Annotated in this window: 28 protein-coding genes, 1 tRNA gene and 1 other annotated feature; of the genes, 15 read left to right on the top strand and 14 right to left on the bottom strand. The window is 53.6% G+C overall.

Annotated features, from left to right (window positions below):
- Positions 1 to 3: 3 nt before the first annotated feature.
- A complete protein-coding gene (locus BED41_RS15940; protein WP_066748634.1) occupies positions 4 to 414 on the bottom strand; it encodes a hypothetical protein in 411 nt (136 codons plus the stop codon).
- A 558-nt stretch (positions 415 to 972) separates the two neighbouring features.
- On the opposite strand from BED41_RS15940, the gene tuf reads away from it, so the two are divergent.
- The 7 genes from tuf (at position 973) to rplA (ending at position 4,697) form a co-directional block, all read left to right on the top strand.
- The gene (tuf, locus tag BED41_RS15935; protein WP_066743727.1) at positions 973 to 2,163 is read left to right on the top strand and encodes an elongation factor Tu; all 1,191 of its coding nucleotides are present in this window, start codon (positions 973 to 975) and stop codon (positions 2,161 to 2,163) included.
- 69 nt (positions 2,164 to 2,232) lie between these two features.
- A complete protein-coding gene (gene rpmG, locus BED41_RS15930; protein ID WP_008708473.1) occupies positions 2,233 to 2,382 on the top strand; it encodes a 50S ribosomal protein L33 in 150 nt (49 codons plus the stop codon).
- A 21-nt stretch (positions 2,383 to 2,403) separates the two neighbouring features.
- Positions 2,404 to 2,481, top strand: a tRNA-Trp gene (locus tag BED41_RS15925).
- A gap of 76 nt (positions 2,482 to 2,557) precedes the next feature.
- Complete coding sequence (secE, locus tag BED41_RS15920; protein WP_066748631.1) at positions 2,558 to 2,740, top strand: preprotein translocase subunit SecE; 183 nt, start codon at positions 2,558 to 2,560, stop codon at positions 2,738 to 2,740.
- A 77-nt stretch (positions 2,741 to 2,817) separates the two neighbouring features.
- Positions 2,818 to 3,369 (top strand): transcription termination/antitermination protein NusG, encoded by a 552-nt coding sequence (gene nusG, locus BED41_RS15915; protein ID WP_066748629.1) that lies wholly within the window; start codon positions 2,818 to 2,820, stop codon positions 3,367 to 3,369.
- A gap of 105 nt (positions 3,370 to 3,474) precedes the next feature.
- Positions 3,475 to 3,900 carry a 50S ribosomal protein L11 gene (gene rplK, locus BED41_RS15910; RefSeq protein WP_066748627.1) on the top strand — a complete coding sequence of 142 codons (426 nt, stop codon included), beginning with the start codon at positions 3,475 to 3,477 and terminating at the stop codon, positions 3,898 to 3,900.
- Positions 3,901 to 3,986: 86 nt separating this feature from the next.
- Positions 3,987 to 4,697 carry a 50S ribosomal protein L1 gene (rplA, locus tag BED41_RS15905; RefSeq protein WP_066748625.1) on the top strand — a complete coding sequence of 237 codons (711 nt, stop codon included), beginning with the start codon at positions 3,987 to 3,989 and terminating at the stop codon, positions 4,695 to 4,697.
- A gap of 112 nt (positions 4,698 to 4,809) precedes the next feature.
- Here the strand turns inward: rplA and BED41_RS15900 are convergent, their stop codons facing one another.
- The 4 genes from BED41_RS15900 to BED41_RS15885 are packed head-to-tail and all read right to left on the bottom strand — an operon-like array spanning position 4,810 to position 6,866.
- Positions 4,810 to 5,055, bottom strand: coding sequence for a PF20097 family protein (locus tag BED41_RS15900; protein ID WP_066748623.1), 246 nt, complete (start codon positions 5,053 to 5,055; stop codon positions 4,810 to 4,812).
- A complete protein-coding gene (locus tag BED41_RS15895; RefSeq protein WP_157102386.1) occupies positions 5,052 to 5,282 on the bottom strand; it encodes a PF20097 family protein in 231 nt (76 codons plus the stop codon). Before BED41_RS15895 ends, BED41_RS15900 begins: the two co-directional genes overlap by 4 nt.
- Before the next feature lie 44 nt (positions 5,283 to 5,326).
- Entirely contained in the window at positions 5,327 to 6,037 is a 711-nt protein-coding gene (locus tag BED41_RS15890; protein WP_066748618.1) for a hypothetical protein, read from the bottom strand.
- A gap of 37 nt (positions 6,038 to 6,074) precedes the next feature.
- On the bottom strand, positions 6,075 to 6,866 hold the full coding sequence (locus tag BED41_RS15885) for a nitrilase-related carbon-nitrogen hydrolase (protein WP_066748615.1): 792 nt from the start codon (positions 6,864 to 6,866) through the stop codon (positions 6,075 to 6,077).
- Here BED41_RS15885 and BED41_RS16875 point away from each other — a divergent pair.
- On the top strand, positions 6,774 to 7,154 hold the full coding sequence (locus BED41_RS16875) for a branched-chain amino acid transporter permease (protein ID WP_084002533.1): 381 nt from the start codon (positions 6,774 to 6,776) through the stop codon (positions 7,152 to 7,154). The genes BED41_RS15885 and BED41_RS16875 overlap by 93 nt on opposite strands.
- 102 nt (positions 7,155 to 7,256) lie before the next feature.
- Here the strand turns inward: BED41_RS16875 and BED41_RS15880 are convergent, their stop codons facing one another.
- Both BED41_RS15880 and BED41_RS15875 read right to left on the bottom strand, forming a co-directional pair.
- Positions 7,257 to 9,779: a heavy metal translocating P-type ATPase gene (locus BED41_RS15880; protein WP_066748612.1), complete on the bottom strand. Its 2,523-nt coding sequence runs from the start codon at positions 9,777 to 9,779 to the stop codon at positions 7,257 to 7,259.
- A 52-nt stretch (positions 9,780 to 9,831) separates the two neighbouring features.
- Positions 9,832 to 10,140: a metal-sensing transcriptional repressor gene (locus BED41_RS15875; RefSeq protein ID WP_066748609.1), complete on the bottom strand. Its 309-nt coding sequence runs from the start codon at positions 10,138 to 10,140 to the stop codon at positions 9,832 to 9,834.
- Positions 10,141 to 10,375: 235 nt separating this feature from the next.
- Positions 10,376 to 10,519: a sequence feature (ribosomal protein L10 leader region), on the top strand.
- Between the two features lie 67 nt (positions 10,520 to 10,586).
- Here BED41_RS15875 and rplJ point away from each other — a divergent pair.
- Positions 10,587 to 11,120 carry a 50S ribosomal protein L10 gene (rplJ, locus tag BED41_RS15870; protein ID WP_066748606.1) on the top strand — a complete coding sequence of 178 codons (534 nt, stop codon included), beginning with the start codon at positions 10,587 to 10,589 and terminating at the stop codon, positions 11,118 to 11,120.
- Between the two features lie 72 nt (positions 11,121 to 11,192).
- Complete coding sequence (gene rplL / locus BED41_RS15865) at positions 11,193 to 11,576, top strand: 50S ribosomal protein L7/L12 (protein ID WP_066748603.1); 384 nt, start codon at positions 11,193 to 11,195, stop codon at positions 11,574 to 11,576.
- 69 nt (positions 11,577 to 11,645) lie between these two features.
- On the opposite strand, the gene BED41_RS15860 is transcribed toward rplL, so the two are convergent.
- A complete protein-coding gene (locus BED41_RS15860; RefSeq protein WP_066748600.1) occupies positions 11,646 to 12,320 on the bottom strand; it encodes a YoaK family protein in 675 nt (224 codons plus the stop codon).
- A gap of 308 nt (positions 12,321 to 12,628) precedes the next feature.
- Here BED41_RS15860 and BED41_RS15855 point away from each other — a divergent pair, with 308 nt between their 5' ends.
- From BED41_RS15855 to BED41_RS15840, 4 genes are all read left to right on the top strand, one after another.
- The gene (locus BED41_RS15855) at positions 12,629 to 14,023 is read left to right on the top strand and encodes a sodium:solute symporter family protein (RefSeq protein ID WP_066748597.1); all 1,395 of its coding nucleotides are present in this window, start codon (positions 12,629 to 12,631) and stop codon (positions 14,021 to 14,023) included.
- Between the two features lie 24 nt (positions 14,024 to 14,047).
- Entirely contained in the window at positions 14,048 to 15,271 is a 1,224-nt protein-coding gene (locus BED41_RS15850) for a metal-dependent hydrolase family protein (RefSeq protein ID WP_066748594.1), read from the top strand.
- 136 nt (positions 15,272 to 15,407) lie between these two features.
- Positions 15,408 to 16,070: a GntR family transcriptional regulator gene (locus BED41_RS15845; protein WP_066748592.1), complete on the top strand. Its 663-nt coding sequence runs from the start codon at positions 15,408 to 15,410 to the stop codon at positions 16,068 to 16,070.
- A 6-nt stretch (positions 16,071 to 16,076) separates the two neighbouring features.
- Positions 16,077 to 16,913: an amidohydrolase family protein gene (locus BED41_RS15840; RefSeq protein ID WP_066748590.1), complete on the top strand. Its 837-nt coding sequence runs from the start codon at positions 16,077 to 16,079 to the stop codon at positions 16,911 to 16,913.
- A gap of 180 nt (positions 16,914 to 17,093) precedes the next feature.
- Here BED41_RS15840 and BED41_RS15835 read toward each other — a convergent pair whose 3' ends face one another.
- Genes BED41_RS15835 through BED41_RS15825 form a run of 3 tightly spaced genes read right to left on the bottom strand, consistent with a single transcriptional unit; the run spans position 17,094 to position 19,781 of the window.
- Positions 17,094 to 18,356 (bottom strand): amidohydrolase family protein, encoded by a 1,263-nt coding sequence (locus tag BED41_RS15835; protein ID WP_066748588.1) that lies wholly within the window; start codon positions 18,354 to 18,356, stop codon positions 17,094 to 17,096.
- Positions 18,357 to 18,400: 44 nt separating this feature from the next.
- Positions 18,401 to 19,063, bottom strand: a complete 663-nt coding sequence (locus BED41_RS16675) for a hypothetical protein (protein ID WP_066748586.1) — start codon at positions 19,061 to 19,063, stop codon at positions 18,401 to 18,403.
- 13 nt (positions 19,064 to 19,076) lie between these two features.
- Positions 19,077 to 19,781 carry a DUF5058 family protein gene (locus tag BED41_RS15825; protein ID WP_066748584.1) on the bottom strand — a complete coding sequence of 235 codons (705 nt, stop codon included), beginning with the start codon at positions 19,779 to 19,781 and terminating at the stop codon, positions 19,077 to 19,079.
- Positions 19,782 to 20,052: 271 nt separating this feature from the next.
- On the opposite strand from BED41_RS15825, the gene BED41_RS15820 reads away from it, so the two are divergent.
- A complete protein-coding gene (locus tag BED41_RS15820; protein WP_066748581.1) occupies positions 20,053 to 20,670 on the top strand; it encodes a TetR/AcrR family transcriptional regulator in 618 nt (205 codons plus the stop codon).
- Between the two features lie 134 nt (positions 20,671 to 20,804).
- Here the strand turns inward: BED41_RS15820 and BED41_RS15815 are convergent, their stop codons facing one another.
- The 3 genes from BED41_RS15815 to BED41_RS15805 form a co-directional block, all read right to left on the bottom strand.
- The gene (locus tag BED41_RS15815) at positions 20,805 to 22,040 is read right to left on the bottom strand and encodes an MFS transporter (protein ID WP_229712342.1); all 1,236 of its coding nucleotides are present in this window, start codon (positions 22,038 to 22,040) and stop codon (positions 20,805 to 20,807) included.
- A gap of 187 nt (positions 22,041 to 22,227) precedes the next feature.
- The gene (locus tag BED41_RS15810) at positions 22,228 to 23,721 is read right to left on the bottom strand and encodes an aldehyde dehydrogenase family protein (protein ID WP_066748574.1); all 1,494 of its coding nucleotides are present in this window, start codon (positions 23,719 to 23,721) and stop codon (positions 22,228 to 22,230) included.
- A gap of 231 nt (positions 23,722 to 23,952) precedes the next feature.
- Positions 23,953 to 26,088 carry a glutamine synthetase III family protein gene (locus tag BED41_RS15805; RefSeq protein WP_066748571.1) on the bottom strand — a complete coding sequence of 712 codons (2,136 nt, stop codon included), beginning with the start codon at positions 26,086 to 26,088 and terminating at the stop codon, positions 23,953 to 23,955.
- Between the last annotated feature and the right edge of the window lie 279 nt (positions 26,089 to 26,367).

Raw genomic sequence — 26,367 nt, 5'->3', positions numbered from 1 at the left:
CGGCTATTTTCCAAGTTTTCTGAGCGCGGCGTTGACGAGAAAGGCCGTGTCCTGAATCGCCTTCGGGATATCGTCGCCGGGCGTAAAAAAATGCAGCTCCACAAAGCCGCGGAACCCGAACATCAAGGAGCTCTTCTTCATATGATAGGCTTCGTTTTCCCGCAAAAATACGAAACGCTGAAGCAGCAGATCACTCTCGGACTTAGCCTCTCTCCTGAGCCGCTCCACGTCGTTCGCCTCATGCTTCCATATAATATAATCATCCGCGTAATAGCGGGCGACCTCGCCGAGCAGTCCTGATTTCACCATCGAGACCCTTCTGTAAAGCCCCTCCGCCGTGCCGCTCTTCCAAGGTTCGAACCGCCACTCCTCCCATATCTCGGAGGCCGAGGCAAGGAACGAAAAATCTGTCATAAAACACACATCCTGACCCGCACATAAAAGCGCGCCGACATCTTAGGTATCTTACATTAACCGTTTTTGAAAGGCAAACTTAAAAAATGCCGTTAATTTTGCAGATTCATCTGGATATACAAGATGTAGTTGACAGAATAACGATATAAAGAAAGTGATATATCACACATGCCTATTTAATAAAACTCCATGGGCCTGTTTATATAAATTTTGAAATTTACAATAACGATACCATTCCGCGCCTGTTCGGCCAATGCGGATAAGGCGGCTCTGCCGCCGTGAAAGCGCGGCATTTTTTGGCAAATGGAGGCGGAGGCCGCGACGGCGCCGAATTTGACGCCGCCGGGCGGCACAGGCGTCGGCAGCAGAAATTCGGGGCACTGCCCTGTAATTTTATCGCAAAGTGTTGCAATTAAAAAGATTGTACGCTATAATGCCACTACATATCTTTGAAGAGATCCGGCTCTGATTCCCGGGTCTCTTTTGATGTGGGAATATGAATACGCGCTCCAATGGGGCATAAGTAACGTAGAACCAAATACAGGGAGGATTTTCAGTATGGCAAAAGAGAAATACGTACGCAGCAAACCGCATCTCAACATAGGTACGATCGGCCACATCGACCACGGCAAGACGACCACGACGGCGGCGATCACGAAGACGCTGGCCCGCCACGGCGGAGCCGACTTCACGCCCTTCGACATGATCGACAAGGCGCCTGAAGAGAGAGAGCGCGGAATCACCATCAACATCGCGCACGTCGAATACGAGACGGCGACGCGCCACTATGCCCATATCGACTGCCCGGGCCACGCCGACTACATTAAGAACATGATCACGGGAGCCGCGCAGATGGACGGCGCGATCCTCGTAGTCTCAGCCGCCGACGGCCCGATGCCCCAGACCCGCGAGCACGTTCTCCTCGCCCGCCAAGTCAACGTTCCCGCCCTTGTCGTATTCATGAACAAGTGCGACATGGTAGACGACCCCGAACTTCTCGACCTCGTTGAGATGGAAATCCGCGACCTCCTCAACAAATACGAATTCCCCGGAGACGACATTCCCATCATCCGCGGAAGCGGCCTCAAGGCTCTTGAGAGCGACGAGGACAACGAGTGGACCCAGGCGATCATGGACCTGATGCAGGCGTGCGACGACTACATCCCGGCCCCTGAGCGCGAAGTAGACAAGCCGTTCCTCATGCCGATCGAAGACGTCTTCACGATCACGGGCCGCGGCACAGTCGTAACGGGCCGTGTAGAAAAGGGAATCGTGCACCCCGGCGACGAAGTTGAAATCGTAGGGATCAAAGACACCCACAAGACCGTAGCGACGAGCCTTGAAATGTTCCGCAAGATCCTCGACGACGCGGAAGCTGGAGACAACGTAGGAATCCTCCTTCGCGGCGTAGGCAAAGACGACGTTGAGCGCGGACAGGTTCTTGCGAAGCCGGGCAGCATCAAGCCGCATACACACTTCAAGGGAGAAGTTTACGTCCTTAAGAAGGAAGAGGGCGGCCGCCACACGCCGTTCTTCAGCGGCTACAAGCCTCAGTTCTACTTCCGTACCACGGACATCACCGGCGAGATCAAACTTGCCGAGGGAGTGGAAATGGTAATGCCTGGAGACAACAGCACATTTGAAGTCAAACTCATCGCGCCGATAGCGATGCAGGAAGGACTTCGCTTCGCAGTACGCGAAGGCGGCCGTACAGTCGGCGCCGGCGTCGTCACTGAGATCATAGCGTAATAAGATATGCGCGGGGCGGCTCAAAGCGGCCGCCCCTTTCAAATTAATATTTGTCTGGAGTGAATGGAAATGGCTGACATCATCGGTCTTCAGTGCACAGAGTGCAAACGCCGCAACTATGTTACGCTTGTAAACAAGAAAAAGGCGACCAAAAAGCTGGAGAAGAAAAAGTACTGCAAGTTCTGCGATAAGCACACCTTGCATAAAGAATGCAAATAGTGTAGAATAACCTCTGCATGCAGGTCTGTAGCTCGAACTGGTTAGAGCACCGCACTCCAAATGCGGGGGTTGAGGGTTCGAATCCTTCCAGGCCTGCCATTTTTATTCTCTAAAAACGGTCAGGAAGCAGCATTGCAACATATACTAAAGTCGATAAATGAGGAGGTCGGGGTTGATGGATAAGGTCCTCGACTACATCCGGGAATCTAGAGCTGAGCTTAAAAAGGTAACGTGGCCCACAAAACAGCAGTTATGGTATTCGACCATCATTGTTATCGTCGTGACGGCCGTCGCCTCAGCCTATCTCGGGCTGGTAGATTTGATTCTGACTGGAATATTCTCTAAGATTATCCAGTAGTTGCGTATGTTCGGATATTATTGGATGTATCTCGACTGTAATCTGGAGGTGGAGAGGACGTAAGTCCTCTTTTAAGCATGAGCGAATTATTTGGAAATACACAGGAACGCCGCTGGTACATAGTACAGACCTACTCAGGCTATGAGAATAAGGTCAAGGCAAACCTCGATCAGCGTATAGCGACGATGGGCATGGAAGACAGGATTTTCCGTGTCCTTGTTCCCGTTGAGGAAAAGGTGACCATAAAAGAGGGAAAGACCAAACGCGTTAAGAGGAAGGTCTTCCCAAGCTATGTCCTTGTCGAAATGATACTCGAAGATCAGTCCTGGTATGTCGTTCGCCACACTCCCGGAGTAACGGGCTTTGTCGGTTCCGGAAACCACCCCATCCCCCTTTCGCCTAAAGAGGCTGAAGATATCATGCAGAAGCTCGGCAAAGAGGCCAAGCCGAAGGTAGAGGTGGATTTCAAGGTCGGCGATATGATACAGATGAAGACCGGTCCGTTTGCTGGAAGCAGCGGCCCTGTCGTCGACGTCGACGCGGACAAAGCAAAGATAAAATTCCGGATTACGGCCTTCGGCAGAGAGACAGACGTGGAGGCGGACTACAACGACCTCGAAAAGATATAGAGGCCGCCCCCGCTACAACGATCTTCCGCAGCACGCACATTGAAAACCGAATAACAGCCTCGCCCCACGGCGGGAGAGGCTTTAACCTAAGGAGGAAACATCACTATGGCTAAGAAGGTAATAGGGGAGCTCAAACTTCAGCTTCCCGCAGGAAAAGCCACACCGGCTCCGCCGGTTGGCCCGGCGCTCGGTCAGCGCGGAATCAACATCATGGAATTCGTCAAGGCGTTCAACGCCAAGACGGCCGACCAGGTCGGCATGATAATTCCCGTTGTCATCACCGTCTACGCGGACCGCAGCTTCTCATTCATACTTAAGACCCCGCCCGCAAGCGTTCTTATCAAGAAGGCCGCCGGCAAGGAAAAGGGTTCTTCCGTCCCCAACAAGGACAAAGTCGGCAAGCTGACGAAGAAGCAGGTGCAGGACATCGCGGCTCTTAAGATGCCCGACCTCAACGCCAACGACATCGAAGCGGCAATGAAGATGATCGAAGGCACCGCGCGCTCAATGGGTATCGAAATAGTTCGCTAATTCGAACTTTTAATCCTGAAAGACGCTTTCAGGAGTGGGAGGATCTCTTTTAGGATATCCGACATTACCACAAGGAGGAAAATAAAATGGCAAAAAAAGGAAAACGTTACAAGGCGCTGCTCGAAAAAGTTGATCTTACAAAGCAGTATCCCCTCTCTGAGGCAGTAGCGCTCGCGAAAGAATGCGCGACCGCAAAATTTGATGAAAGCCTCGAACTCCATATTCGTCTGGGCGTTGATCCCCGTCATGCAGACCAGCAGGTACGCAGCACAATAGTCCTTCCCTTCGGAACCGGCCACACAAAGAAAGTCGCAGTGCTGGCGCTCGGTGACAAGCAGAAGGAAGCTCAGGATGCAGGCGCGGACATCGTCGGCGGCGAAGATCTGGTTGCAGAGATCCAGAACGGCAGACTTGACTTCGATGCAGTAATCGCCACACCGGATATAATGAAGTCGGCTGGACGCCTCGGTAAGGTCCTCGGACCCCGCGGCCTGATGCCGAGCGCAAAGACTAATACCGTTACATTCGATGTTGCCGATGCTATCAAAGAGATCAAGGCGGGCCGTGTCGAGTTCCGCGTTGACAAGACAGCTATCACGCACAATGCTGTCGGAAGAGCCTCGTTCCCCGTGGAGAACCTCATGGGCAACGTTAAGACGCTCCTCCGCGCAGTCATCAAAGCCCGTCCCGCAGCGGTTAAGGGCACATACATAAAGGGCATCACCATCACCTCCACGATGGGCGTGGGCATCCAGATAGATGCGGTCCAGGCTCAGAAAGAGGCAGCGGCGGAGTAACCCTCACCGCGTTAAAGGCAAACTTACAAGCGGCCCGTTCTTTAGCAGAACGGGCCGCTTTTTGTGTGTCGTAGTAAGTAGTTGAAACAATTTTTATGATGCGGAAACGATCTTATGCCGTCTCTTTCGCCTTCTTTTCGCCGCCGGCGATATCAATGATATATTTACCGCACCTTTCGCACCGCCAGGTATCGGGGATCACCGCGCGTCCCGGGAAGGACTTCTTGCCCAATGGAATGCCGTCCATTGCCCAGATGCCAAGCAGGAGACCTTTATCGTCGGGCATAAATTTCATCTTGAATTTATTTCCGATCAGGCGGCCCTCCTCCATCTCCGCGCCGCAAAAAGGGCATCTCATAGTTTTACCTCCCGCGGATGTTCGTCGATAACGAGTTTTTTGCAGGAATCACAGAAATGGGCGCGGACGCTGGCGCGGGTAAAGAATCCGCCCCGGCCGACGCCGCAGCCGCCGAAGGCCCAGATACCTAGAAAAAGCCCCCTCTTCCGCGGCAGCCATTTCATCCGGTATGTATCGCCGTAGAGGGTGCCGGCGGTCATCTCCTTTTTACAATATGGACACTGCACTGGAAAACCTCCCTATAGCAGCGACTGTGGAGCGTGGACCAGTATTATTTCACCGGGATGCGCTTCGCGGCGTTTTCAATGATGTTCTGTATATGCTTCGTCAGAGTGGGCGCCTCCGTAAAGAGATCCGCGCCGGTGTTGGCCGCGACCGTCTCGCCGTATATGAGGACGTTGTCCTTCGCGGAGCGCAGCTCCACCTTCACCGCCCCCTGTGTGATGTTTTCCTCCCAGGGTTCCTTGTACTCCTGATAGGGAACCTGTACCCTCTGGTGTTCCCAGCGGTTGTTACGCCAGATCGGCTCGTCGACGTACCTGTACTTGGTCACATACTCGCCGGGATGCTTTAAAACGCCGATGCCGCATTTGGTGACCGTGCATGTGAGGATCGCGTCTACCTGGTCGGCGGCAAGCACGAGAGCCCTCTCCGCGGTCTGCTGCGGCGTCATCGGTTCGGCGGGCTGACCGCTGATGAAGGCCGCGCGGTCGACGACGTCCTTAGGCGTTTTTAATAGAAATGGGAGACGATCCTGCTTTTTCAGAGTCTGCTCCTGCCATCTCTGTTCCGCCGCCTCTTTGAGGAAGGCTTCCGACTGCGGAATGGAGACATCGTAGATGACTGGCAGGACGAGGACGGTCTTGATCGTTGAGTAATCGTAATTGTTGTTTCTGAAATCCGTCACCGCCGGTTTCGCAAAGGCGGCCGAGGCTAAGGCCAGCAGAAGGACGGATAGGAACAGCGCGATTATTTTCTTCACAGCGAAAACCTCCAAGTTTTAAAAATAAACGGTGATATTATAGCCGATAAAGCTCCGGACGTCGCATATCAAAGGCTTTGATATAGCCCCTGATCTCGTCGGATTCCCGTGGTTCGATGCAGATAAAGGCCCCCTCTTCCCCTTCGCCGCCCTCATAGAGCGTTCTGCCCCAGGGGTCGACCACCGCGGAGCGTCCGCCGAAGTCGTCGGCCTCAGTGGCGCCGACCATGTTGCAGGCGGCGACGAACATCATATTTTCAATGGCCCGCGCGCGCAGCAGCGTGCTCCAGTGTTCTATCCTTGATACGGGCCATTCGGCGGAGACCAGACAGAGCTGCGCGCCGGCGAGAGCGCCCATACGCAGCCACTCACAGAAACGCAGATCGTAGCAGATCACGTTGTTTATCTTGACGCCGCCTATCTCAAAAAGTCCCGGCGCGGAGCCCGCACGCAGGTATTTTTCCTCGTCCATCATCGGCACGAGATGGACCTTGTCATAATGCGCGAGATACTCGCCCTGCGGGTTGATAAGAAGCGCGCGGTTGACCGCCCCCTCTTCGGTCATCGCGAGGACCGAGCCGCCGGCGAACCAGACATTATAGCGCCGCGCGAGGCCGCCTAAAAACTCCGCCGCCTGCGCCGCGCCGCGGTCAGCGTATCTCCCGGCCTCGCCGATGACGTATCCGACGTCAAATATCTCCGGCAGCACGACGATCGTCTCAGTGTCAGAGGGGGTATGATACCTCTCCATCCACCTCTCAACGGTTTTAAAGTTTTCCTCGCGATCCCTGAGTTTTACCTCTATCTGCGCAAGTCCTATCCTCAGCATTTGCCATCCTCCCATCTTTTTATCATCGCTCTCTATATAATTATCGCATATAAGCGGCGATTATCCGCAGCCCCTCTTCAAGCTCCCGCATGGAGGCGGCGGAGGCCAGAGAGAGGCGCAGAAAGCCGCCTCCTCAAAGAGGTAAGTCTCTTTTTAGGAACGTACGGTGTCCCTGAGGCGATATCAATCGCCGTCGTCACCGCGCTCCATTTTTGGAAGCGGGCCATGCTGCTCTCGATCGCCGGTGGCACGGCGGCCTATATGCTGCTGGTGCAGTTTGTATTCTGAGGCTGGAAAGGCCGCGGTATACGTAATAGTAAAAAGGGGGAGATACGCCGTTGGCGTTTTCCCCCTCCCTTTCAGAACCCCAGTTTTGCCGGGGCATTGCCGTTACTGTATCGATACCACCTTATAGTCCTTATCCTCGACCGCCTTTTTGAGGACTTCGTCCTCCACATCGTCCTTCAGCGTCACCACGGCGGTGCCGGCGGTGTGGTCCACCTTTGCCGCCTCAACCTGCGGCAGCGCCTCCAGCGCTTTTTTGACTGTGGCCTCGCAGTGGCCGCACATCATACCTTCGATTTTAATCGTCTTTTCCATAGTTATCCGCTCCTTTGATTTTTTATGGTCTGTATTTATCTTTTTGTCCTTACCCGCGTCGTACATTTTGAAGAAATTCAGCCGCAGCGCGTTGGTGACGACGCAGAAGCTGGAAAGGCTCATCGCGGCCGCACCGAACATCGGATTCAGCTTCCAGCCAAGCAGGGAGATGAAGATCCCCGCCGCGAGCGGAATGCCGATGATGTTGTAGATGAAGGCCCAGAAGAGGTTTTCGTGGATATTCCGCAGGGTGGCCCGGCTCAGCCGGATCGCCGCCGGAACGTCTGTAAGGCGGCTCTTCATCAGAACGATGTCCGCCGCGTCGATGGCGACGTCGGTACCGGCGCCGATGGCGATGCCGATATCCGCCCTTGTGAGGGCTGGGGCGTCGTTGATGCCGTCTCCCACCATAGCGACAGCGCCCTTTTCTTTCAGGCGGCGGATCACGCTCTCTTTGCCATCCGGCAGTACGCCGGCGATCACCTCGTCGACTCCGGCCTCGCCGCCGATAGCCCGCGCGGTGCGTTCGTTGTCGCCGGTGAGCATCACCACATGGATGCCCATATTTTTCAGCTCGCCGACCGCTCTCGCGCTTTCCTCTTTGATGGTGTCGGCGACGGCGATGATACCGGCCAGCGCGCCGTCTTTGCTGAAGAAGAGCGGCGTCTTGCCCTCTTCCGCGAGCCGCTCGGACTGTGCCTTCATTTCGCCGGAGACTGTGGCCTGCCTGCTGATGAAGTTATAATTGCCGCCCAACAGGGCGCTGCCGTCAAGCGTCGCCGCCAGCCCGTTTCCGGGCAGCGCCCGAAAGTCGGAGACCTCTGCCGCGGCGATCTTCCGCTCGCCGGTCTCCCGCAGCACCGCCCGTGCCAGCGGGTGCTCGCTCTTCTGTTCCAGCGCGGCGGCGAGGCGCAGCAGCTCGTCTTCGCCGTAGCCGGGAGCCGGAATGATGTCCGTCACCCTCGGTTCGCCGGAGGTGATGGTGCCGGTCTTGTCGAGCGCCACGATCCGCACCTTGCCGGCCTCCTCGAGAGAGGCGGCGTTTTTGAAGAGGATGCCGTTTTTCGCGCCCATACCGTTGCCCACCATGATCGCCACGGGCGTTGCGAGCCCCAGCGCGCAGGGGCAGCTGATGACGAGTACGGAGATGCCGCGCGCCAGCGCGAAGCCCACCGACTCTCCCGCGAGCAGCCAGGCGGCGGTTGTGACGGCGGAGATACCGATGACGACGGGAACGAATACGCCGGAGACCCGGTCCGCGATCTTGGCGATGGGGGCTTTTGTCGCCGCCGCGTCGCTGACCATCTGAATGATCTGCGAGAGCGTCGTGTCCTCGCCGACGCGCGTCGCCTCGCATTTGATGAACCCCGACTGGTTCAGCGTCGCGGCGGAGACGCGGTCGCCGGGTGCCTTATCGACTGGTATGCTTTCGCCGGTGAGCGCCGATTCGTTGACGGCGCCGCCGCCCTCCAGAACCACGCCGTCCACGGGGATGTTCTCTCCCGGGCGCACGACGAAGATATCTCCTTTTTTTACCTGTTCGATGGGGACGGAGGTCTCCACGCCGTCCTTAAGCAGTACCGCCGTCTTGGGGGCCAGCTTCATCAGCCCTTTGAGGGCGTCGGTCGTCCGGCCCTTGGAGCGGGCCTCAAGCATCTTGCCGACAGTGATCAGCGCGAGGATCATCGCCGCGGCCTCAAACCAGAATTCGTGCATGTAAGCCATAACTCCCGCGGCGTCGCCCCTGGCCTGCGCCGCCGTCATCGCGAAGAGCGCCGCCGTGCTGTAGACGAAGGCCGCCGCTGAGCCGAGCGCGACGAGGGTGTCCATGTTGGGCGCCCTGTGCCACAGGCTTTTGAAGCCGCTGATGAAGAACTTCTGGTTGACGACCATGACGGCGACGGTCAGCAGCAGCTGCGCCAGCCCCATCGCAACATGGTTGTCGCCGAGGTAGGATGGCAGCGGCCATCCCCAAATCATATGTCCCATGGAGAGGTACATCAGTACGGCGAGAAAGCCCAGCGAGGCGATCAGGCGTCTTTTCAGCGCCGGCGTCTCCAGGTCTTTCAGCGCCTCATCCTCCGCTCCCTCCGCCGCGCCTCGGCTCGTTTCCCCGCCCTTGGGCGCGGCGTCGTATCCCGCTTCGCGGACGGCGGCGATGATCTCTTCGTCGGAGGCCGTGCCCTCCACTCCCATGGAGTTGGTCAGCAGGCTCACGGAACAGGAGGTCACCCCCGGTACCTTCGAAACGGCCTTTTCTACACGGGAGCTGCAGGCCGCGCAGCTCATCCCGGTTACCGTATATTGTCTCATCTATCAAAACCTCCCCGATCTCTCTTTATAAAATCCAAGCGCCTTCGCCCGCCTATTTCATCAACTTTTGCAGGGTTGCGACCAGCTCGTCGATGACCTCGTCCTTTCCCGCCCGGATATCCCTCGCCACGCAGTTGCGGATGTGGCTGGCCAGCAGGTCTTTATTGAAGGCGTTGACCGCCGCCGTCACCGCCGCCGACTGTACAAGAATATCCGTACAGTAGACGCTCTTTTCGACCATCCCGCGAATTCCGCGTATCTGTCCCTCGATACGGTTGAGGCGGTGGATCAGTTTTTTACGCTCTTCTTCGGTGCGCTCGGTCATCTTCTCGCAGCAGGCGCAATTTTCTTTATTTTTCATCTCACGGCCCCCTTGTAGTAAATACCCCTATTAGGTATATTTGTTATATACCCCTCTGTGGTATATGTCAAGTTGTTTTATGTGATGCCGCTGAAATATCCGTAATACTATAGATTTACAGTATATTAAGCTGTTTGACGGAGGTGCGTAAATATTATAATAACCCTGGGGTATACGGATATATACGGTGCTTGGTGTCCGGAAAAATGTTTTGACAAAATATGGCGCAGCAAGTATAATTCACTCGCTATGGCTCAAGACAGCAGGTGCCTTTGCGCTTAATTTCCTGCCGAGGTCTCGCGAAGAATAATTCTGTATATATGACAGTTATTATGGCTTCCGGACTTGCTTGGGTTCGGAAGCCTTTTTATTTGGCCGCGCTTTGCGCGCCGGATCAGACGGCATTTCCGAATAACACAATATAATCATCAGGAGGTGAAACAGAAATGCCGACACAAGCAAAACGTGAAAATATCGATATGCTGGCAGAGGCTCTCAAAAGGAGCGACGCAGTCTTCATCACCGAATACCGCGGACTGACAGTCAAGAAGATAAGCGCGGTGCGTAAACTCATCCGTCAGGCCGGCGGTGAGATGAAGGTCTGCAAAAACACCTTTATGCGCATAGCCCTCAGCGAATGCGGCATGGTCCAGGCTTCCGAGATCGACTTCGGGCCCAACGGCTATGTCCTTTCCTACGGCGACGCGGCGGCGGTTGCCAAGGTGATCCGCGACTTCTCCAAGGAGAAGGGCAACGAAGCTCTTGTCATCAAAGGCGCCATCCTCGGAGGACAGCAGGTCCTCACGAAGGATCAGGTCTTCGCTCTCGCGGACCTTCCCTCAAAGGAGACGCTCATCGCTCAGGTCGTGGGCACCATCGCGGCTCCGCTTCGCGGTCTCGTTACCGTGCTCTCCGGTCCCCAGAGGAATTTTGTCACAGTCCTCGAGAGGATCAAGGAACAGAAAGAATCAGCGGCATAGTACCACGGGCGGCATAGGCCGTCTGGCAGCATAAAAAATTTAAATTACGAAAAATTTTAGGAGGAAACAACAATGACACGTGAAGAACTCATCCAGGCTATCAGCGAAATGTCAGTACTCGAGCTTTCAGAGCTCGTTAAGGAACTCGAAGAGAAGTTCGGCGTCTCCGCGGCCGCTCCCGCGATGATGATGCCCATGGGCGGCATGCCCGCAGCCGGCGCCGCGGCTCCCGCAGAGGAAGAGAAGACCGAATTTGACGTAGTCCTCGCCGAGCACGGCGCGAACAAGATCGGCGTCATCAAGGTTGTCCGCGAGATCACCGGCCTTGGACTGAAGGAAGCCAAGGAGATGGTCGACGGCGCCCCCAAGACGATCAAGGAAGCCGTAGCGAAGGAAGAGGCCGAAGAGATAAAGAAGAAGCTCGAAGAGGCCGGCGCAAAGGTCGAACTGAAGTAAGATCTTTTAACCGAGAACAAAATGAAGCGCATCCCGTAAGGGGTGCGCTTTTTTGCTGCGTGCCGCCGGTCAGATATTGGCCGACTCAGGGTCCTTTGTCATAATGATCGCCGCCGTCAGCAGCAGCGACGCGGCAAAGAGGACCGCCTGGAAATGAAACAATTTGGAGACCACCGCGCCGATGCCGGCCCCCGCCGTGAAGAGGGCGATCACGAGAAAATAACGGCCGCTGTTTTTCAGCGCCTCGCGGTCATGGCTTTTGTGATAGTTGTAGAGATGCTCGGTGGCGCTGCGCAGGTTCCCCGTGCACATAGTCGTGGCGAACGGGCTGCCCTTGACCTTTCTGAAACTCTCCACCTGCAAAGAACAGACGAAGGAGATGAGGGCGTTCACCGAGGTGTTGTAAGCCTGCGGCATGAAGGCCGCCGCGGCGAGCACGGCAAATTCGATCAAGACGACGATTTGCCGCCAGTGGAGGGCGCGGTTACTGCGAAAGCGGCTCTTTATCATCTCCGCGATGATTATTCCGATAAAAAAGGCGAAAATCGGCACCAGATAATCTTTGGCCGCGATGAAATTTCCCTCGAAGAGATTTATACCGAAGAGAACGATATTACCGGTCTGCGCGTTGGCAAAGACGCCGCCGCGCGTCACGTAGGTATAGGCGTCGAGAAAACCGCCCGCAAGCGCGAGCAGCATCGCCACCCTCAGTGAATCGGACATCTGTCTTTTACTTTCCGCCATCGCCACAGGCTCCCTTCTTTAGTAAAGTTCCTCCACCTGGATAGAATATCATACCTAAACAAGTTCCGGAAAGTAAGCGGCGGGGTGCGGCGCGAATATGAATGTTCGTTATGTCATAGAAATATTCAAAAAATTAAGAGTAAAATTTTAACTTTTACTATTGACAAAGAAGTTATTTAACAATAGTATTTGAATTAATAAAAATCCTATATGATTTATATATAACCATATTTTATATTTTTGAAAGGAGGATAGAAAGGACACAAATTCCTTTAAAAAGGTATAAAAATGAATAGGAGGTATGTATTGTGGAAAATTCAGGTCCAAGTTTTGCTTTCTATTGCGTCGCTATTTACCTTGTGTTTATATCTGTTTTAGGCGTCTATCTTGCAAAAAGAGTTAAGAACCAGGAGGACTATGCCGTAGCGGGCCGTTCTCTTCCCGTTTATGTGCTTGTCGGCACGCTCATTGCCACATGGATGGGCGCCGGCACGGTGATGGGGGGCGCAAATTCTCTCGGCTACCAATTTGGTTTCGGTGTTGCTATCGCCTTCTCGCTTGCTTCTCCGATAGGCCAGCTTATTCTCACTTTTATATCGAAAAAAATTCGCCGCCAGAACGCGCAGACGGTACCGGAGGTCATTGAAAAGGTATATGGAGCTGAGGCGAGGTTTATTTCAACGATAATCATACTTCTTGCCTACCTTGGCGTTGTCGCCTACCAATTTTTAGGCGTAGGTACCTTATTGCAGTCCACATTGGGAATCTCTGTTGAAACGGGAACGATAATCGCATTCGTGGTAATTATCGCGACGTCGCTTTTCGGTGGACTTTACTCGGTGGCGTATACGGATTTCATCAGTTGCTTGATGATAATGGTAGGGCTTCTCATCGGTGTCCCTTTAGCCGTATGCAATGCGGGAGGGTTTTCTGCGGTTATCGCCCGTCTTCCGGAGGGACATATGGGATTTGGAAATCTCTCTTTTGTACAGGTGCTGGGATTTTTCCTTCCGACGTTCGTCTATCTTATGGGCGATCAGAATATGTACCAGCGTTTCTTTGCCGCTAAAGACGAAGACACGGCATTAAAGGGCGGCCTGTGGTGGTCGCTGCTGACGCTGCTGATTGGAATAATCGTATCGATAGCGGCGATTACCTCGCGCGCCCTTTACCCGGATATTAAACCGGCACAGGCCTTTATCTACCTTGCCCAGCATGGGATGCCAATGTTCATAGGGGGGATATCGGTGGCGGCGGTCGCGGCATTTATAGTGACTACAGCAAATTCTTTCCTGTTATCTATAGGCGTAAGCACGAGTTGGGATCTATACGCACGCTATTTTGACCGTAATGCGGATCAGAAGAAGATGCTGAAGGTTTCTCGAATCTGTGTCCTTGGGCTTGGCGTCCTGGGATATATAATGATCAAATACTTCCCGAATATCCTTGCCCTTCAGATGTATGCCTACACGATGTATGGAGCCGCGATATCGCCTGCGCTTGTGGCGGCGGTCGTATGTCCTGAAAGGGTGACGAAGCTTGGCGGTCTTGGTTCCATGGTTGCCGGCGGTGTAGTCACTCTTGTGATGGAAGTTCTAAAAAAACAGGGCTGGGGTTTTGCAGTTACATATCCCTCTGTACTTCCGGCGGTGATTTGTTCTATCCTAGTGCTCTGTTTATTTCAAAAACGTAGCGCCGCTTAAAACGTATACGTGGAGGAGACGGAAATGGTTACAAAACTATTTTATAACGCGCAGATTTTTGATTGTACCGGCAATGAGCCATGTGATAACGGCTGGCTTGTAACGGAAGATGAAACTATAAAAGAGATCGGTGAGGGCACGGCCCCGGCATTTTCCGGCGCAGAAAAAGTCGACTGCCGCGGCATGACGCTGATGCCCGGGCTTATCGACGCTCATATTCACTTGAGCCTTTTTGATAACGACCTTGGCAATCTGCATCGGCGGGACTACCCTGCGATGCACTATGTAAAGGCGTTAAGGGTACTAAAAGATACGCTTGACCAAGGATTTACGACCGCGCGTGATGCCGGAGGCGCAGATGCCGGTTTCAGAGTAGCCGTTGAGCAGAAGCTTGTACCCGGGCCGCGGCTGACCGTCTGTGGAAAGTCCATATCAATGACCGGCGGGCATGCCGACATGCGTTACTCCACGGAACTCTCAGCGCCGGCGATATCACCTTTTTCAGCAGTGATCGCGGACGGTGTTGCAGAAGTTCAAAAGGTTGCCCGCGAACAGCTTCGACAGGGTGTCGACCATCTAAAAATAATGGCAGGCGGCGGTTGTGCCAGCCAGGCTGATGAACCGGACACAACTCAGTATACAATCGACGAAATGAAAGCCGTTGTACACGAGGCTGCCGCGGCGAACAAAAAAGTTCTGGCTCACTGCTACTCGAACAACAGTATGAAGATGTGTGCCGACGCCGGCGTTTACAGCATCGAACATGGCAACTATCTTAATGAAGAGACAGCGCGTTACTTGAAGGAAAGAGGCTGTTGGCTGGTACCTACCCTTACCACATATTTTTACATGAGCGAGCATGGCGAAGAGCTGGGCATTCCGGCATACTTTCTTCGCAAGATGAAGATGGTGCGCGAAAACGCCCTGGAGGCGGTACATCATGCCGTGAACGCCGGCCTTGATATTGGCTCAGGATCTGATGTAGTGGGTGATGGGCAATATCATAAAAATATGGAAATAGGATTGAAGGCTAAAGTTATGGGTGCGAAAGCGGCTATCATTTCCGCGACTAGAGAAAACGCCCGGCTCATGAAACTTGATAAAAAAATAGGTACACTTGAAGTTGGCAAAGAGGCAGATCTGATACTTGTTGCCGGAAATCCTTTGAAAAATGCAGAATCTATTACCGTAAGAGACAACATAAAACTCATTATCCAAAGAGGATCTACCTATAAAAATATCCTTTAAAAAGAAAATACAAGCGTTTATAAAGTGGCCTGGCCGTAGGAAAATTTTCCTGCGGCCATTTTTAGCGATATAATGCTCTATGCTAAAATAGGTATCGATGATAACGTATATCTATGCTGAATGCGGAGGAAAAACATTGCCCAAAATATCTCTTGCCGACCAGGCCGCCAATAAAATCAGAAGCCTCATACAGGAAAACAAACTAATGCCTGGCGCGCATATCAACATAGATTTTCTCGCAAAAGAATTTGGCATAAGCCAGACTCCCATCCGAGAGGCGCTGAAGAAACTTATCGCGGAGGGAATTGCAGTTTATAGACCAAAGGTAGGGTATTCGGTCCGCAATCTTACCCTTCACGAATACCTGCAAGTTTCAGAGATACACCAAGTCCTTGAAACCTATCTGGTCAAAGAGCTCGCAAAAATGCCGTTTATTGTTGATATGGTGTCTCTCAATACCATAAACCAAGAACTGCAAAGCCACATAAAAGAAAACGACCTCGAAGGGATGGCCCGCGCCAACGATAATTTTCATAGAAAACTATATGAAAATTATCATAACAAGTTATTAGTATCCCGTCTTTTCGATCTCTGGAATGAAGTGCGTTCTCTAAGAAATATGATGTATGAGAATAAAATTTTCACCAGCAAGATGGTCAGAGAACACGAGGTAATTATCGCTGCTATCGCAAAAGGCGATCCGGAAGCCGCAGAACGGGCGATAACGGATCACTATATAAGCGGCAGAGAGAGCGCGATAATATCCTTCCCCATAGGAGCACATGAAGAGAGAGAGTAAGCGACTATGAAGATAATCGATTCCCACGTACACATATATCCCGAATTTCTTAAAAAAGAGCGCGACAAGATCGCCGCCCGCGAACCATGGTTTGAACTGCTGACCGCCTCTAAGGTGCAGAAATGGGGCACGGCGGAGGAGCTGGTGGCGGCGATGGACGAGAGCGGCGTCGAGAGCGCGCTTGCCACGACCTTTGCTTTCCGGGATCAGGGGCTCTGCCGCGAGATGAACGATTACGTCCTCGATGCGGCGCGCCGTTTTCCCGGGCGTATCCTACCGCTGGCCGTCGTCTCTCCGACGCGGCCCGGCGCGGCGGCGGAGGCGCGGCGCGCCTTTGACCTCGGCGCCGCAGGGCTGGGCGAGCTTTTTTCCGACGGACAGAGCTTCGACCTTTCGTGCGCGGAGCAGCTGCGGGAGATCTGCGGCATCTGCGGCGAATATAACAAATTTGTCCTGTTTCACACCGCGGAGCAGGCCGGCCATCAATATGCCGGCAAGGGAGCCTACGGCGCGCGCGAGGCGGCGGCCTTCTGCCGCAATTTTCCGCTGACGCGCGTAGTCTTCGCGCACTTCGGCGGCGGCCTCTGGGCCTTCACCGCGATGCCCGAGATGCGCCTGCTGACGTCGAACGCCTGTTTTGACACCGCCGCCTGGCCCTGGCTATATGAACCCAAAATACTTAACGCGATATTCGCGATAGGCGCGGGGGACAAAATATTGTTCGGCTCGGATTGGCCGATACTCGGCTTGGCAAGATATGAAAAGCTGATCGCGCAGACGGGGCTCTCCTTGGAGGAAAAAGAGGCGCTGCTGCACGGCAACGCGGAAAGGCTGCTTGCTTAGAGGCTAAGCTGAAGAAATTGCGCCAGAAAGTACCGCGCGCCGGCTGTCAGCGCGGATCGATCACAAACTTGTTATCTTCCCACGGAAATCGAGAAAGGGCTTCGGCATAAGATGGTCATGCCGAAGCACCTTTTGGTTTTGGGCTTACGCCGTACAGATTAAAATTTGACCGAAAGCTGCTTAAAGATCGACATAGCTTTCCGCTTGGTAGACCTTTCCCTCCTTCATTACAAAAGAGCAGTCCCGCAGAGCATTTTCATCTTTAAGAAGGTCCCTGCCCCAGCCTGATATGTCCGCGTATTTACCTTTTTCGATCGTTCCGGCGATTTTTTCTATGCCGCAGATTTCAGCGTTGTTTTTTGTGGCGGCTTGGAGGGCGCGGAAGGGGTCTGCGCCGCTTCTCAGCCAGGCGCTGTATTCCCAGCCGCTTTCGTAGCTTTCGTGGACGGCGACGAGATCCGTTCCGTATCCTAGTTTGATATTGCTCTCAAGTATGGCCTCTCTTCCCCTGCGCAGGCGTTCCTGATAGAAATGGAGCTTACGGCAGAACTCGGGAGATTTCATCGACATACTCTCTTCGTCGCCTTCTATGGCGTCCTGGTATGGACAGAAGGTGGGAACCAGATAAGTTCCCGTCGCTTCGAACATTTTTGCCGTCTCTTTATCCATGAGAGAGCCGTGTTCCATTCCTGTAATGCCGAACCCGATCAGCTTTTGCATCAGTCTTGTCCCATAAACATGCGCGGTGACTGGTATTTTAAGCTCTTTTGCCGTATCGAAGACTGCCTTGAATTCACCGTCGCTCATCTGTATATCGTCAGGATCGTCGTTTGGCGTGGCAAAACCGCCTGTCGCCATTATTTTAATAAAATCTCCGCCTATCTTCTTCTCTCTGCGGACAGCGGCCTGGAAAAAATCGGGTCCGTTTCCCGTGCCGACATAGGTGCTTTCCAGAAAATCGCTTAGCTGTGGGTGGCTGCGCACTACCTGCGACATATCTCCGTGGCTGCCTGAGCTGGCAAGGATATGTGCCGCCACCACCATACGCGCTCCTGGCAGGTACCCTTCGCTGATGGCCCGCTTTACGTCAAGTTCATATGACTCTCTGAACCACCCGATGGAACGTATCGTTGTAAAACCGCCGTGCAGGGCCTTTTCTGCGGTATGGTATGTTGCCAGCGCGCGGTATCCGTCGGAGTTGAAAATCACATCTTTATACAAATCACGCCAGCTGAAAAACTGCGGATGGACATGCGCGTCTATCATTCCAGGAGTTACCGAGAGGTGCGAGAGGTCTATTTCCTCTGTACCTTCGGGACATGGAAGATTATGTCCGACTTCCTTTATATATTTTCCGCAGACCAGTATTTCCATCTCTTCCTGGAGCTTTGCCTGTATGCCGTCATAGAGTTTTCCGCATTTGATCTTTTTGTAATTTTCCATGATGTGATCCTCCAATTCGTTATGGTTTTATAGGGAGCTTTTTGTTAATTTTTTGAAAATTTGTAATCGCATAGATAGAGTAGTATTGAAAAAACAAGAACGATCAGCATATAGTATGCGCTGTTTATTTTTGTGAAGAAGCAAAAGATGAGACAAAGTATGACGCCGATGATAAAGAACGACACCGATTTGCCTGTTTTTAGTATGGTTTGAGCGACAAGCCCACCGAATATAGCCGGTACGACATACTTAAATGCCGGTTGTATGGCGGGAGATTCTAAGAGAGGTTTTAACGGAATGGCAATGAGCACGCCGACTGCGACGATAAGCACCGTTGTAATGATGGATGCGCCGCATACGATGATAGCCATCGTATGACAGGCGTCGCTTCCCGGCTCTATCTCTAAAGAGTTAATTGTCCCCACCGTCGCCGGCATTCTAAGATTTGTGACGTTGCCGGTGATATAAGACATATATAACGCGCCAGGCCCCATGACCGACATATAGCCGACCGTTTCCGCAGGCCACCAGGGAGCCATGAAAAGTATCACCGCGATCGCCGCCGGCCATAGCTGCGCCAGGTTGGGCCAAACGCCGTAATAGAAGCTTATCAGTACCGGGAATGCCGACATCAGAACAAATAGGAAAAGGCTCGATGAAATACCAAATTTATGCACCCAGCTGTTGAAAGACGCCCTTGATTCCATCTTTAAGACCCCCTTAGAATATTATACAGGCCGCAGCCATGGCTACGAGCATACTGATAGTCATGAGATATTCGCCGATCCATTTACTCTCCGGACGTTTGCGTTGGAGCAGGACGAGAAACGCGCCGAAGGCAAAGCTGACGCCAAAGACCACCCCGTTAGTAGAAACTGCGCTTAATCCAAAGGCGACCGTTACAAAGGCCATCACGCCCGACAATGCTCCGCCGCCGATCGCGTAAACGAAACGCTTGTCCATCTTCGCCTCAATCTTCTCGTACATTAAAGATATAGGCTTTATCGCGAGAGACGACCAGAGTACGCAGGCGCTGCCGCCGATAGTCATTACCCAGGCGGCGGATATCCAGCCTTTCAGCGAGTAACCGCCGGGGATAAGTTTCTCGCCCACGCTCTGCAGGGCTACGCTTGCCGCATAAGACTCATACTGTGCGGAGCCGATGACCGAGAGCCTGAGCCAGGGCAGGGGAGATCCCAGCAGCGGTGTCAGAGCGAGAAATACGATCAGCACGGGCAGCGTTGGCATGATGCTGATACTGATCCCCGAGACGAGGGTATTTTTTAACTGTGCCTCGGAGATTCCCAATCCCAGCGCCCGCCTCCAAGCCTTGCGCATAAAGACCACGCATTGCGCCAATACCAATAAAATGATGACTAAGACTACAAGATAGAGCCATACCGCGTTGAAGATCTCAGATACCATTCTTCCATCACACCTTTATATAAAAATATGGATAAGGATTAAGTAGAATTAGTTCTTAGAATAAATTCGCAGAATTAATTCTGTATAAAATGATATAAAAATATTAAAGAACAGTCAATAGCTGTCTAATAAATTTATTAGATGTAATATTAGGCCAATGAATTATTATAATTTTAAGAAGAAAGTGACTTATGTATGCGGTGCTGATACAATAAAACCATGTTTTTCGGAAAAATTCTTTTGATAGTTTCATATTGATGAGGACAGACAAATGTACAAAAAAGGCAATAAAAGAAAAAACCAGGCGGAGCAGACGCGCAGGCATATTTACGAAACGGCTGCAAAACTTTTTACGGAGAAGAGCTTTGAGGAGGTTACGGTCAATGATATCGTTGCCGCTTCCGGAACCTCCGTCGGAGCCTTTTATCATCATTTCAAAAATAAACAAGGCATTATGGTCGTCACATATAGAACACTTGACGAACAGTACAGGGAATATTATCGTGACATTATATGCGGTCCGGAATGTGCTGGTAAATGCTCTATTGAAAAGATCGAACTATTTATGTGCAACACCGTAGAGCTTATCGCCGACATAGGCAGGGATTTTCTCTCCGTCTTTTATCAGTATATCCTTAGGGACAGCTCTGTCAGCGATTCTATGCTTGATTCCGGGAGAGAGTTTTTTTCGATATTGAGGGAAATGATAGCGGAGGGAAAAAAACTGGGAGAGATTCCCGAAGAGGTTGATACGGAACAGACAATTCGCGACCTGACTATAATAGCCAGAGGATGTGAGGTCGAATGGTGTATCAGCAGGGGAAAGGTTGAGATTGATTCACAGAGCATGAGCCTGATAAAGAAATATCTCCGCGGTCTCACCGCGTGAATAGATGTGGCAGGGCTGCTTGCATAGGCGCACTGTCGGTGAATAATATGAAAGCGCGGTGGGTTTCTCTGTCACGCTTTCTTTTTATGGAAACGTCGCTTGCTGAGCTAAGCGAGCGATAAGGTGATGTCTTCTCACTCCTGGAGGCTTGCGGCGCGGAACCAGCCTTTCACAACCTCTTTTTTATTTCCCATGAAGAGCGCGAGGCAGATGAAGGCCGTGAGGCCGCAGGCGGGATAGCCGGCCCAGCCTCCGAACGCCTGCATCGCGGTGCCGGCGAAGAAGTTGCCGACCGGCAGCGAGCCCTGGGTGAGGAAGGAATAGACGCTCATCACGCGGCCGCGGTATTTGTCGGGCGCATAGACCTGGAAGATGGAGTTTCCCGCGTTGAGGAAAACGAGGTTGAAGAAGCCGATCATCGCCACGAAAAGCAGCGCCAGCGCATAGTTCCAGGCGATCGCCATCAGTACCTGTACCGAAAGGGTCGCGGCGGCTCCCACGAGAAGTATCCATTTTCTGACACCCTTTTTGGAGAGCGAGGCCATCGTGACGGCTCCGGCAAGCGATCCCGCGCCCGCCGCGGACAGCAGCTTCGTATAGGCTCCCGCGCCCATGCCGAGGACGGTCTTGGCAAATACGGGGATGATGACCTCGCTGTTCATCGCGAAGGTACTGACGATGGCGAGAAAGACGGCGTTGAGATAGAGAGTTTCGTCATTTTTGATATAGGCCAGCCCCTCTTTGACCTCCTCCAACATATTCCTCTTTTGGGGAGGGGCGACGCTGTCTTTCGTCTCGATGCGCGTCAGGCTGTAGATGACGGCGAGGAAGCTCAGCGCGTTGATGAGGAAACAGACGGCCGCGCCGAATTTCATCATTACGATCCCCGCGACGGCGGGGCCGATGATGCGCGCGAGATTGACGATCGATGAGTTCAGCGAAACGGCGTTCATGACATCCTCTTTGCCGACCAGGTCGGCGAAAAACGAGAGGCGCGCCGGCATGTCGATCGTCGTCGTGATGCCGAGAAAGGCGCAGAGCAAGAGCAGCTGCCAGTACTGCTCGGAGTTGAAGAAGGCCAGCATTGCCAGCGCGAAGGCCTGCAGCATCAGCAGCGACTGCGTTACGATCAATATCTTACGTTTTGGGAAACGGTCCACGACCGCGCCCGCAAAGAGAGTGAAGAGCAGCATCGGCAGGAACTGCGCGACGCCGACGAGTCCGACGAGGAATGGCGAATCGGTCATCGTGTAGACGAGCCATATGAGCGCCGTGCGCTGCATCCAGGTTCCCATTAACGAGACGCACTGCCCGATCCAGAAGATACGGAAGTCCCGGTGTTTTAACGAAGAAAATATTGCTCCCAGCATGGACACGGCTCTTTCTGTAAGGGGCATAGGGTGTTCACCATCCCATTCTTTAAATTAACTCTCTCTTTTTATAATAGCACAGTAGTTATTATAAAACTTTTTTCTGTTTTAAGGACAAAATACAAGCTCCCCCGCCTCAAGCAGGCGGAGGAGCTTGTATTTTAGTTTTTATTTAGTTTTTAACCTTTTAACCCTGCGGGTAGAAGCCGCTTGGCGACTCGCTGAGGTTTATCATGATGTTTTTCATCTGTGTGTAGTGCTCGAGTATCACCTTGTGTGTCTCGCGCCCAATGCCGCTTGCCTTGTAGCCGCCGAAGGGCGCGCCGGCCGGTATTGAGTTATAGGTGTTGACCCACATACGTCCAGTTTCAATGCCGCGGCAGACCCTTATCGCGCGGTTGATATCGCGCGTCCAGACGGCGCCGCCGAGGCCGTAGGTATTGTCGTTGGCCATCGCTACGACCTCTTCCTCCGTCTTGAATTTGATGACGCAGGCGACGGGGCCAAAGATCTCCTCCTGCGCCACTCTCATGTCGTTCGTCACGTCGACCAGCAGCGTCGGCGCATAGAAGGAGCCCTTCGCGAAATCTCCCTCGGTGATGGGATGTCCGCCGCAGGCGATGCGTGCTCCCTCTTCGACGCCCATATCGACGGCGGCCTGGATCTTTTTGACCTGGTTTTTGTCTATCTGGCTGCCCATTTGGGTCTCGGTCTCCCACGGCATGCCGACTTTGATGCCGTTGAAGGCCTCCACGGCGTCGTGTATGAACCGGTCGTAGATATCCTCATGTACGAAGACGCGCGAACCGGCGCAGCAGACCTGTCCCTGGTTGAAGAGGATGCCGAGCTGCAGTCCGTCCATCGCCATGTCCCATTTGCAGTCGGGGAAATAGATGTTCGCCGATTTGCCACCGAGCTCCAGCGTTGAAGGTATCAGACGGTGCGCCGCCGCCTTCGCCACGCTTCCGCCGACGTCGGTCGAGCCGGTAAAGGCCAGTTTCCTGAACCCCTCGTGCTCCAGCATGAACTGTCCGGCCTTGGAGCCCTTGCCGGTGACGACGTTGAAGACGCCGGGCGGCAGGATGTCGCCGATGAGGCGCGCAAGCTCCAGCACCGAGAGCGGAGTAAGGCTCGAAGGTTTGAATACCGTGCAGCAGCCCGCCGCGAGCACCGGCGCGAGCTTCCAGGCCGCCATGAGGAAGGGGAAATTCCATGGTACGATCTGTCCGACGACGCCGATCGGTTCGCGGAGAATTATCGACATGGTGTTCTCGTCGAGCATCGCCGCGCTGCCTTCCTCGGTGCGCACCGCTCCCGCGAAATAGCGGAAGTGGTCCGCCGAGAAGGGAACGTCGATGGCCATCGTCTCACGGATCGGTTTGCCGTTGTTGAGCGATTCTACCATCGCGAGATGTTCTTTGTTTGCGTCAATCACGTCGGCGATCTTGAGCAGAAGATCAGCCCTTTTGGCCGGGGCGACGTCTTTCCAACTCTTCCATGCCTCCCAAGCCGTACTTACGGCAAGGTCTACGTCTTCCCGCGTTGCCTCCGCACATTCGGCCAGCGTATGCCCGTTAGCCGGGCAATGGGTCTTAAAGTATTTCCCGTCATTAGACGGCCGCCATTCTCCATTGATAAACAACCCATACTGTTTCTGCAGTTCAGGTTCATTGTTCAGCATATAGATACCCCCTTTATTTTGCGTTTTTGCGTTTCTAAATTAAACGACAAAAAGGCCTCACTACATCTTGTAGGATAGTAATTAATTCTGAATATTTATTCTAGCATTAATTATAACATTGATTTAAGTAAAAATACTTGTCTAATCTGAACTATATTAACCAAAAGAGAATCAGTAAAAAAACGGCCCCCCGGCCGAATTGGCTGGGGAGCCCTTTGGGGTGGGTCGGCGCTAGGCCGAAAGTGAGAGGAGGTTCCTGTAATTGGGGTAAGGCATATTTTCGCCGGAAAGGAAAATCTCTATAGAATCTGCCGTCTTCCTGATCTCTTTCATGAGTGGGACGGCTGAATTCACAATTTCGTCGGCGTGCGCGCGTGTCGGCATCGCCGCCATTTTTTCGCGCAGCGCAGCCAGTTCGCGGGTCTTTTCAATGAGCGATATCTTCGCTTCGGCAAGCTTCACGATGATCCTCTTCCAGCTCTCGGTGCCGGGGAGGCCGAAGCCGTCCGCGATGGCGAAGGAGTCGCGCTCAAGGATGAGCTGCTTGGAGATGGCGGGAAGTATCCCCTCCCAGACCATGTCGCGCAGTACGGACATCTCTATCTCGATGTTCTTTACGAAGCTCTCCATCTTGATGGTATGGAAGGCCTCCATCTCTTTTTTCGAAAAGACGCCGAGCTCTTCGAGCATCTGCAGCGTCGAGGGTTCCATAAAGAGGTCGATGCCCTCGGGGATCGTGTGGGCCTTGACGAGTCCGCGGCGCTCCGCCTCGGCGTGCCAGCCGCCGGTGTAGGCGTCGCCCTCGAAGCGGATATCCCTGTTTATCTCGGATACCCGGCGGATCGTCTTGATCGCCGCTTCGACGGGGTCTTCGCCGCCGTTTATGTGCTCCTCGAACAGGGTGAGGAACTCTTCAAGTCCGGCGGCCCAGACGGAGAGCAGCGACATTACCGGCACCGCCATCGCCTGCGAGGCTCCGGGGGCGCGGAATTCAAACTTGTTGCCCGTGAAGGCCAGCGGGCTTGTGCGGTTGCGGTCGCTGTCAAAGGCCACGATATCGGGCAGCTTCGGCAGTCCGAGGTCGAGCGTACCCTTGGTCTGCTTCATGCCGTCGCCTCCGCCGCCCTCTTCGATCGCGCGCAGCATCCCTGCCACGGCGTCGCCGAGGTAAACGCTGATAATATAGGGGGGGGCCTCATGGCCGCCGAGGCGGTACATGTTGCCGGGGGTCGAGATAGAGGCCTGCAGCAGGCCGAAGTGTTTCGCCGCGCCGAGGATGAAGGCCGAGAGGAACGAGAGGAAGATGACGTTCTTCCTGTGGTTCGTCGAGGGCTTCAGCAGGTTGCGCCCCTCGCTGTCCTCCAGCGAGAAGTTGATGTGCTTGCCGCTGCCGTTCATTTCATGGAATGGCTTCTCGTGGAAGAGGAGGCGCAGCTCATGCTGGCGGGCCATCTTGCGCATCGTCTCCATTATCAGCTGGTTCTGGTCGCAGGCGAGGTTGGCCTCGGTAAACTGCGGCGCGAACTCAAACTGGCAGCGCGCGTTTTCATTGTGGCGCGTCGCGAGATCGACGCCGAGGCGCGCAAGGTCTCGCTGGACGTCCTCCATATATGAGAGGACGCGTGTGGGGATCGCGCCGAAATAGTGGTCCTCCATCTTCTGGTCGCGCGGCGGCGGCGAACCTACGAGGGTGCGGCCGCAGAAGCGGATGTCGGGGCGTTTCTGTGCGCGGGGACGGTCGAGGAGGAAAAATTCCTGCTCGCCGCCGACCGTCGCGTGCACGTAGCGCACGCCGCGGTTGCCGAAGAGCTTCAGCATCTTCATGGCGCGGCTCTCGACAGCCTGCATCGAACGGAGTAGGAACGTCTTGAGGTCGAGAGGCGAGCCGTCATAGGCGATGAAAACCGAGGGGATACAGAGCGTGCCGCCCTTACGTGAACGAATGATGAAGGCAGGGCTTGTCGGATCCCAGGCGGAATAGCCGCGCGCCTCAAAGGTGCTGCGCGTGCCGCCTGAGGGGAACGAGGAGGCGTCGGGCTCGCTCTGCATGAGATCCTTGCCGCGGAAAGAGTTCAGCGGGTTGCCGTTCTCGTCGGCGGTAAGGAAGGCGGTATGCTTCTCCGCCGTCAGCTCGGTGAGCGGGTGGAACCAGTGGGCCCAATGGTCTGCGCCCTTGCTGACCGCCCAGTCCTTCATCGCGAGCGCCACCGTGTCGGCGATGCCGGAATCTAGCTTCTGCCGTCCCTCCATCGCTCCGACAAGATTTTCAAAGACATCCTGCGGCAGGCGCTGCTTCATCTCCTTCTGGTCAAAGACAAGCGAGCCATATATATCTTTCATCTTCTGGTACTCTTTTGTTTCAGCCATGATATAAAACCCTTTCCAATGGGGGATAAAACATACTGGTACTTTTATACAACTACTTAAGCATAAAATCAAGCGTATTTTAATGCTTAAAATATCTTTTATCGTGCGGAAATATAAAAATATCTCAAATTGTTCATGCTGGAGGAGTCCCTATTCAGAACGCGCAGTTCCCCGTCCACGCTTTGCGCTAAGAATAAAAGGTTTCCCGGGGAGCGAACCGCGGGTGCGCTTGCCGCTATTTTCTTTGCGGGCCGTTCCAACTATAATATATAAATTGTA

Origin of the sequence: Cloacibacillus porcorum (assembly GCF_001701045.1) — a bacterium.
Lineage (GTDB): Bacteria > Synergistota > Synergistia > Synergistales > Synergistaceae > Cloacibacillus > Cloacibacillus porcorum.
The sequence above is the reverse complement of the archived record's forward strand: the minus strand, read 5'-3'. Positions and strand labels throughout refer to the sequence as shown.

What these genes read in the sequence shown, in the direction of transcription:
- tuf (WP_066743727.1), top strand. Translation starts at nt 973, where the DNA reads ATGGCAAAAGAGAAATACGTACGCAGCAAACCGCATCTCAACATAGGT.
- BED41_RS15900 (WP_066748623.1), bottom strand. Translation starts at nt 5,055, where the DNA reads ATGAGATGCCCTTTTTGCGGCGCGGAGATGGAGGAGGGCCGCCTGATC.
- BED41_RS15860 (WP_066748600.1), bottom strand. Translation starts at nt 12,320, where the DNA reads ATGGCGGAAAGTAAAAGACAGATGTCCGATTCACTGAGGGTGGCGATG.
- BED41_RS15875 (WP_066748609.1), bottom strand. Translation starts at nt 10,140, where the DNA reads ATGAAAAATAAAGAAAATTGCGCCTGCTGCGAGAAGATGACCGAGCGC.
- BED41_RS15835 (WP_066748588.1), bottom strand. Translation starts at nt 18,356, where the DNA reads ATGGAAAATTACAAAAAGATCAAATGCGGAAAACTCTATGACGGCATA.
- BED41_RS15815 (WP_229712342.1), bottom strand. Translation starts at nt 22,040, where the DNA reads ATGCTGGGAGCAATATTTTCTTCGTTAAAACACCGGGACTTCCGTATC.
- BED41_RS15825 (WP_066748584.1), bottom strand. Translation starts at nt 19,781, where the DNA reads ATGGTATCTGAGATCTTCAACGCGGTATGGCTCTATCTTGTAGTCTTA.
- rplJ (WP_066748606.1), top strand. Translation starts at nt 10,587, where the DNA reads ATGCCGACACAAGCAAAACGTGAAAATATCGATATGCTGGCAGAGGCT.
- rpmG (WP_008708473.1), top strand. Translation starts at nt 2,233, where the DNA reads ATGGCTGACATCATCGGTCTTCAGTGCACAGAGTGCAAACGCCGCAAC.
- BED41_RS15850 (WP_066748594.1), top strand. Translation starts at nt 14,048, where the DNA reads ATGGTTACAAAACTATTTTATAACGCGCAGATTTTTGATTGTACCGGC.
- BED41_RS15805 (WP_066748571.1), bottom strand. Translation starts at nt 26,088, where the DNA reads ATGGCTGAAACAAAAGAGTACCAGAAGATGAAAGATATATATGGCTCG.
- BED41_RS15885 (WP_066748615.1), bottom strand. Translation starts at nt 6,866, where the DNA reads ATGCTGAGGATAGGACTTGCGCAGATAGAGGTAAAACTCAGGGATCGC.
- rplL (WP_066748603.1), top strand. Translation starts at nt 11,193, where the DNA reads ATGACACGTGAAGAACTCATCCAGGCTATCAGCGAAATGTCAGTACTC.
- BED41_RS16875 (WP_084002533.1), top strand. Translation starts at nt 6,774, where the DNA reads ATGATACCTCTCCATCCACCTCTCAACGGTTTTAAAGTTTTCCTCGCG.
- nusG (WP_066748629.1), top strand. Translation starts at nt 2,818, where the DNA reads ATGAGCGAATTATTTGGAAATACACAGGAACGCCGCTGGTACATAGTA.
- rplK (WP_066748627.1), top strand. Translation starts at nt 3,475, where the DNA reads ATGGCTAAGAAGGTAATAGGGGAGCTCAAACTTCAGCTTCCCGCAGGA.
- BED41_RS15810 (WP_066748574.1), bottom strand. Translation starts at nt 23,721, where the DNA reads ATGCTGAACAATGAACCTGAACTGCAGAAACAGTATGGGTTGTTTATC.
- BED41_RS15880 (WP_066748612.1), bottom strand. Translation starts at nt 9,779, where the DNA reads ATGAGACAATATACGGTAACCGGGATGAGCTGCGCGGCCTGCAGCTCC.
- BED41_RS16675 (WP_066748586.1), bottom strand. Translation starts at nt 19,063, where the DNA reads ATGGAATCAAGGGCGTCTTTCAACAGCTGGGTGCATAAATTTGGTATT.
- BED41_RS15840 (WP_066748590.1), top strand. Translation starts at nt 16,077, where the DNA reads ATGAAGATAATCGATTCCCACGTACACATATATCCCGAATTTCTTAAA.
- BED41_RS15940 (WP_066748634.1), bottom strand. Translation starts at nt 414, where the DNA reads ATGACAGATTTTTCGTTCCTTGCCTCGGCCTCCGAGATATGGGAGGAG.
- rplA (WP_066748625.1), top strand. Translation starts at nt 3,987, where the DNA reads ATGGCAAAAAAAGGAAAACGTTACAAGGCGCTGCTCGAAAAAGTTGAT.
- BED41_RS15820 (WP_066748581.1), top strand. Translation starts at nt 20,053, where the DNA reads ATGTACAAAAAAGGCAATAAAAGAAAAAACCAGGCGGAGCAGACGCGC.
- secE (WP_066748631.1), top strand. Translation starts at nt 2,558, where the DNA reads ATGGATAAGGTCCTCGACTACATCCGGGAATCTAGAGCTGAGCTTAAA.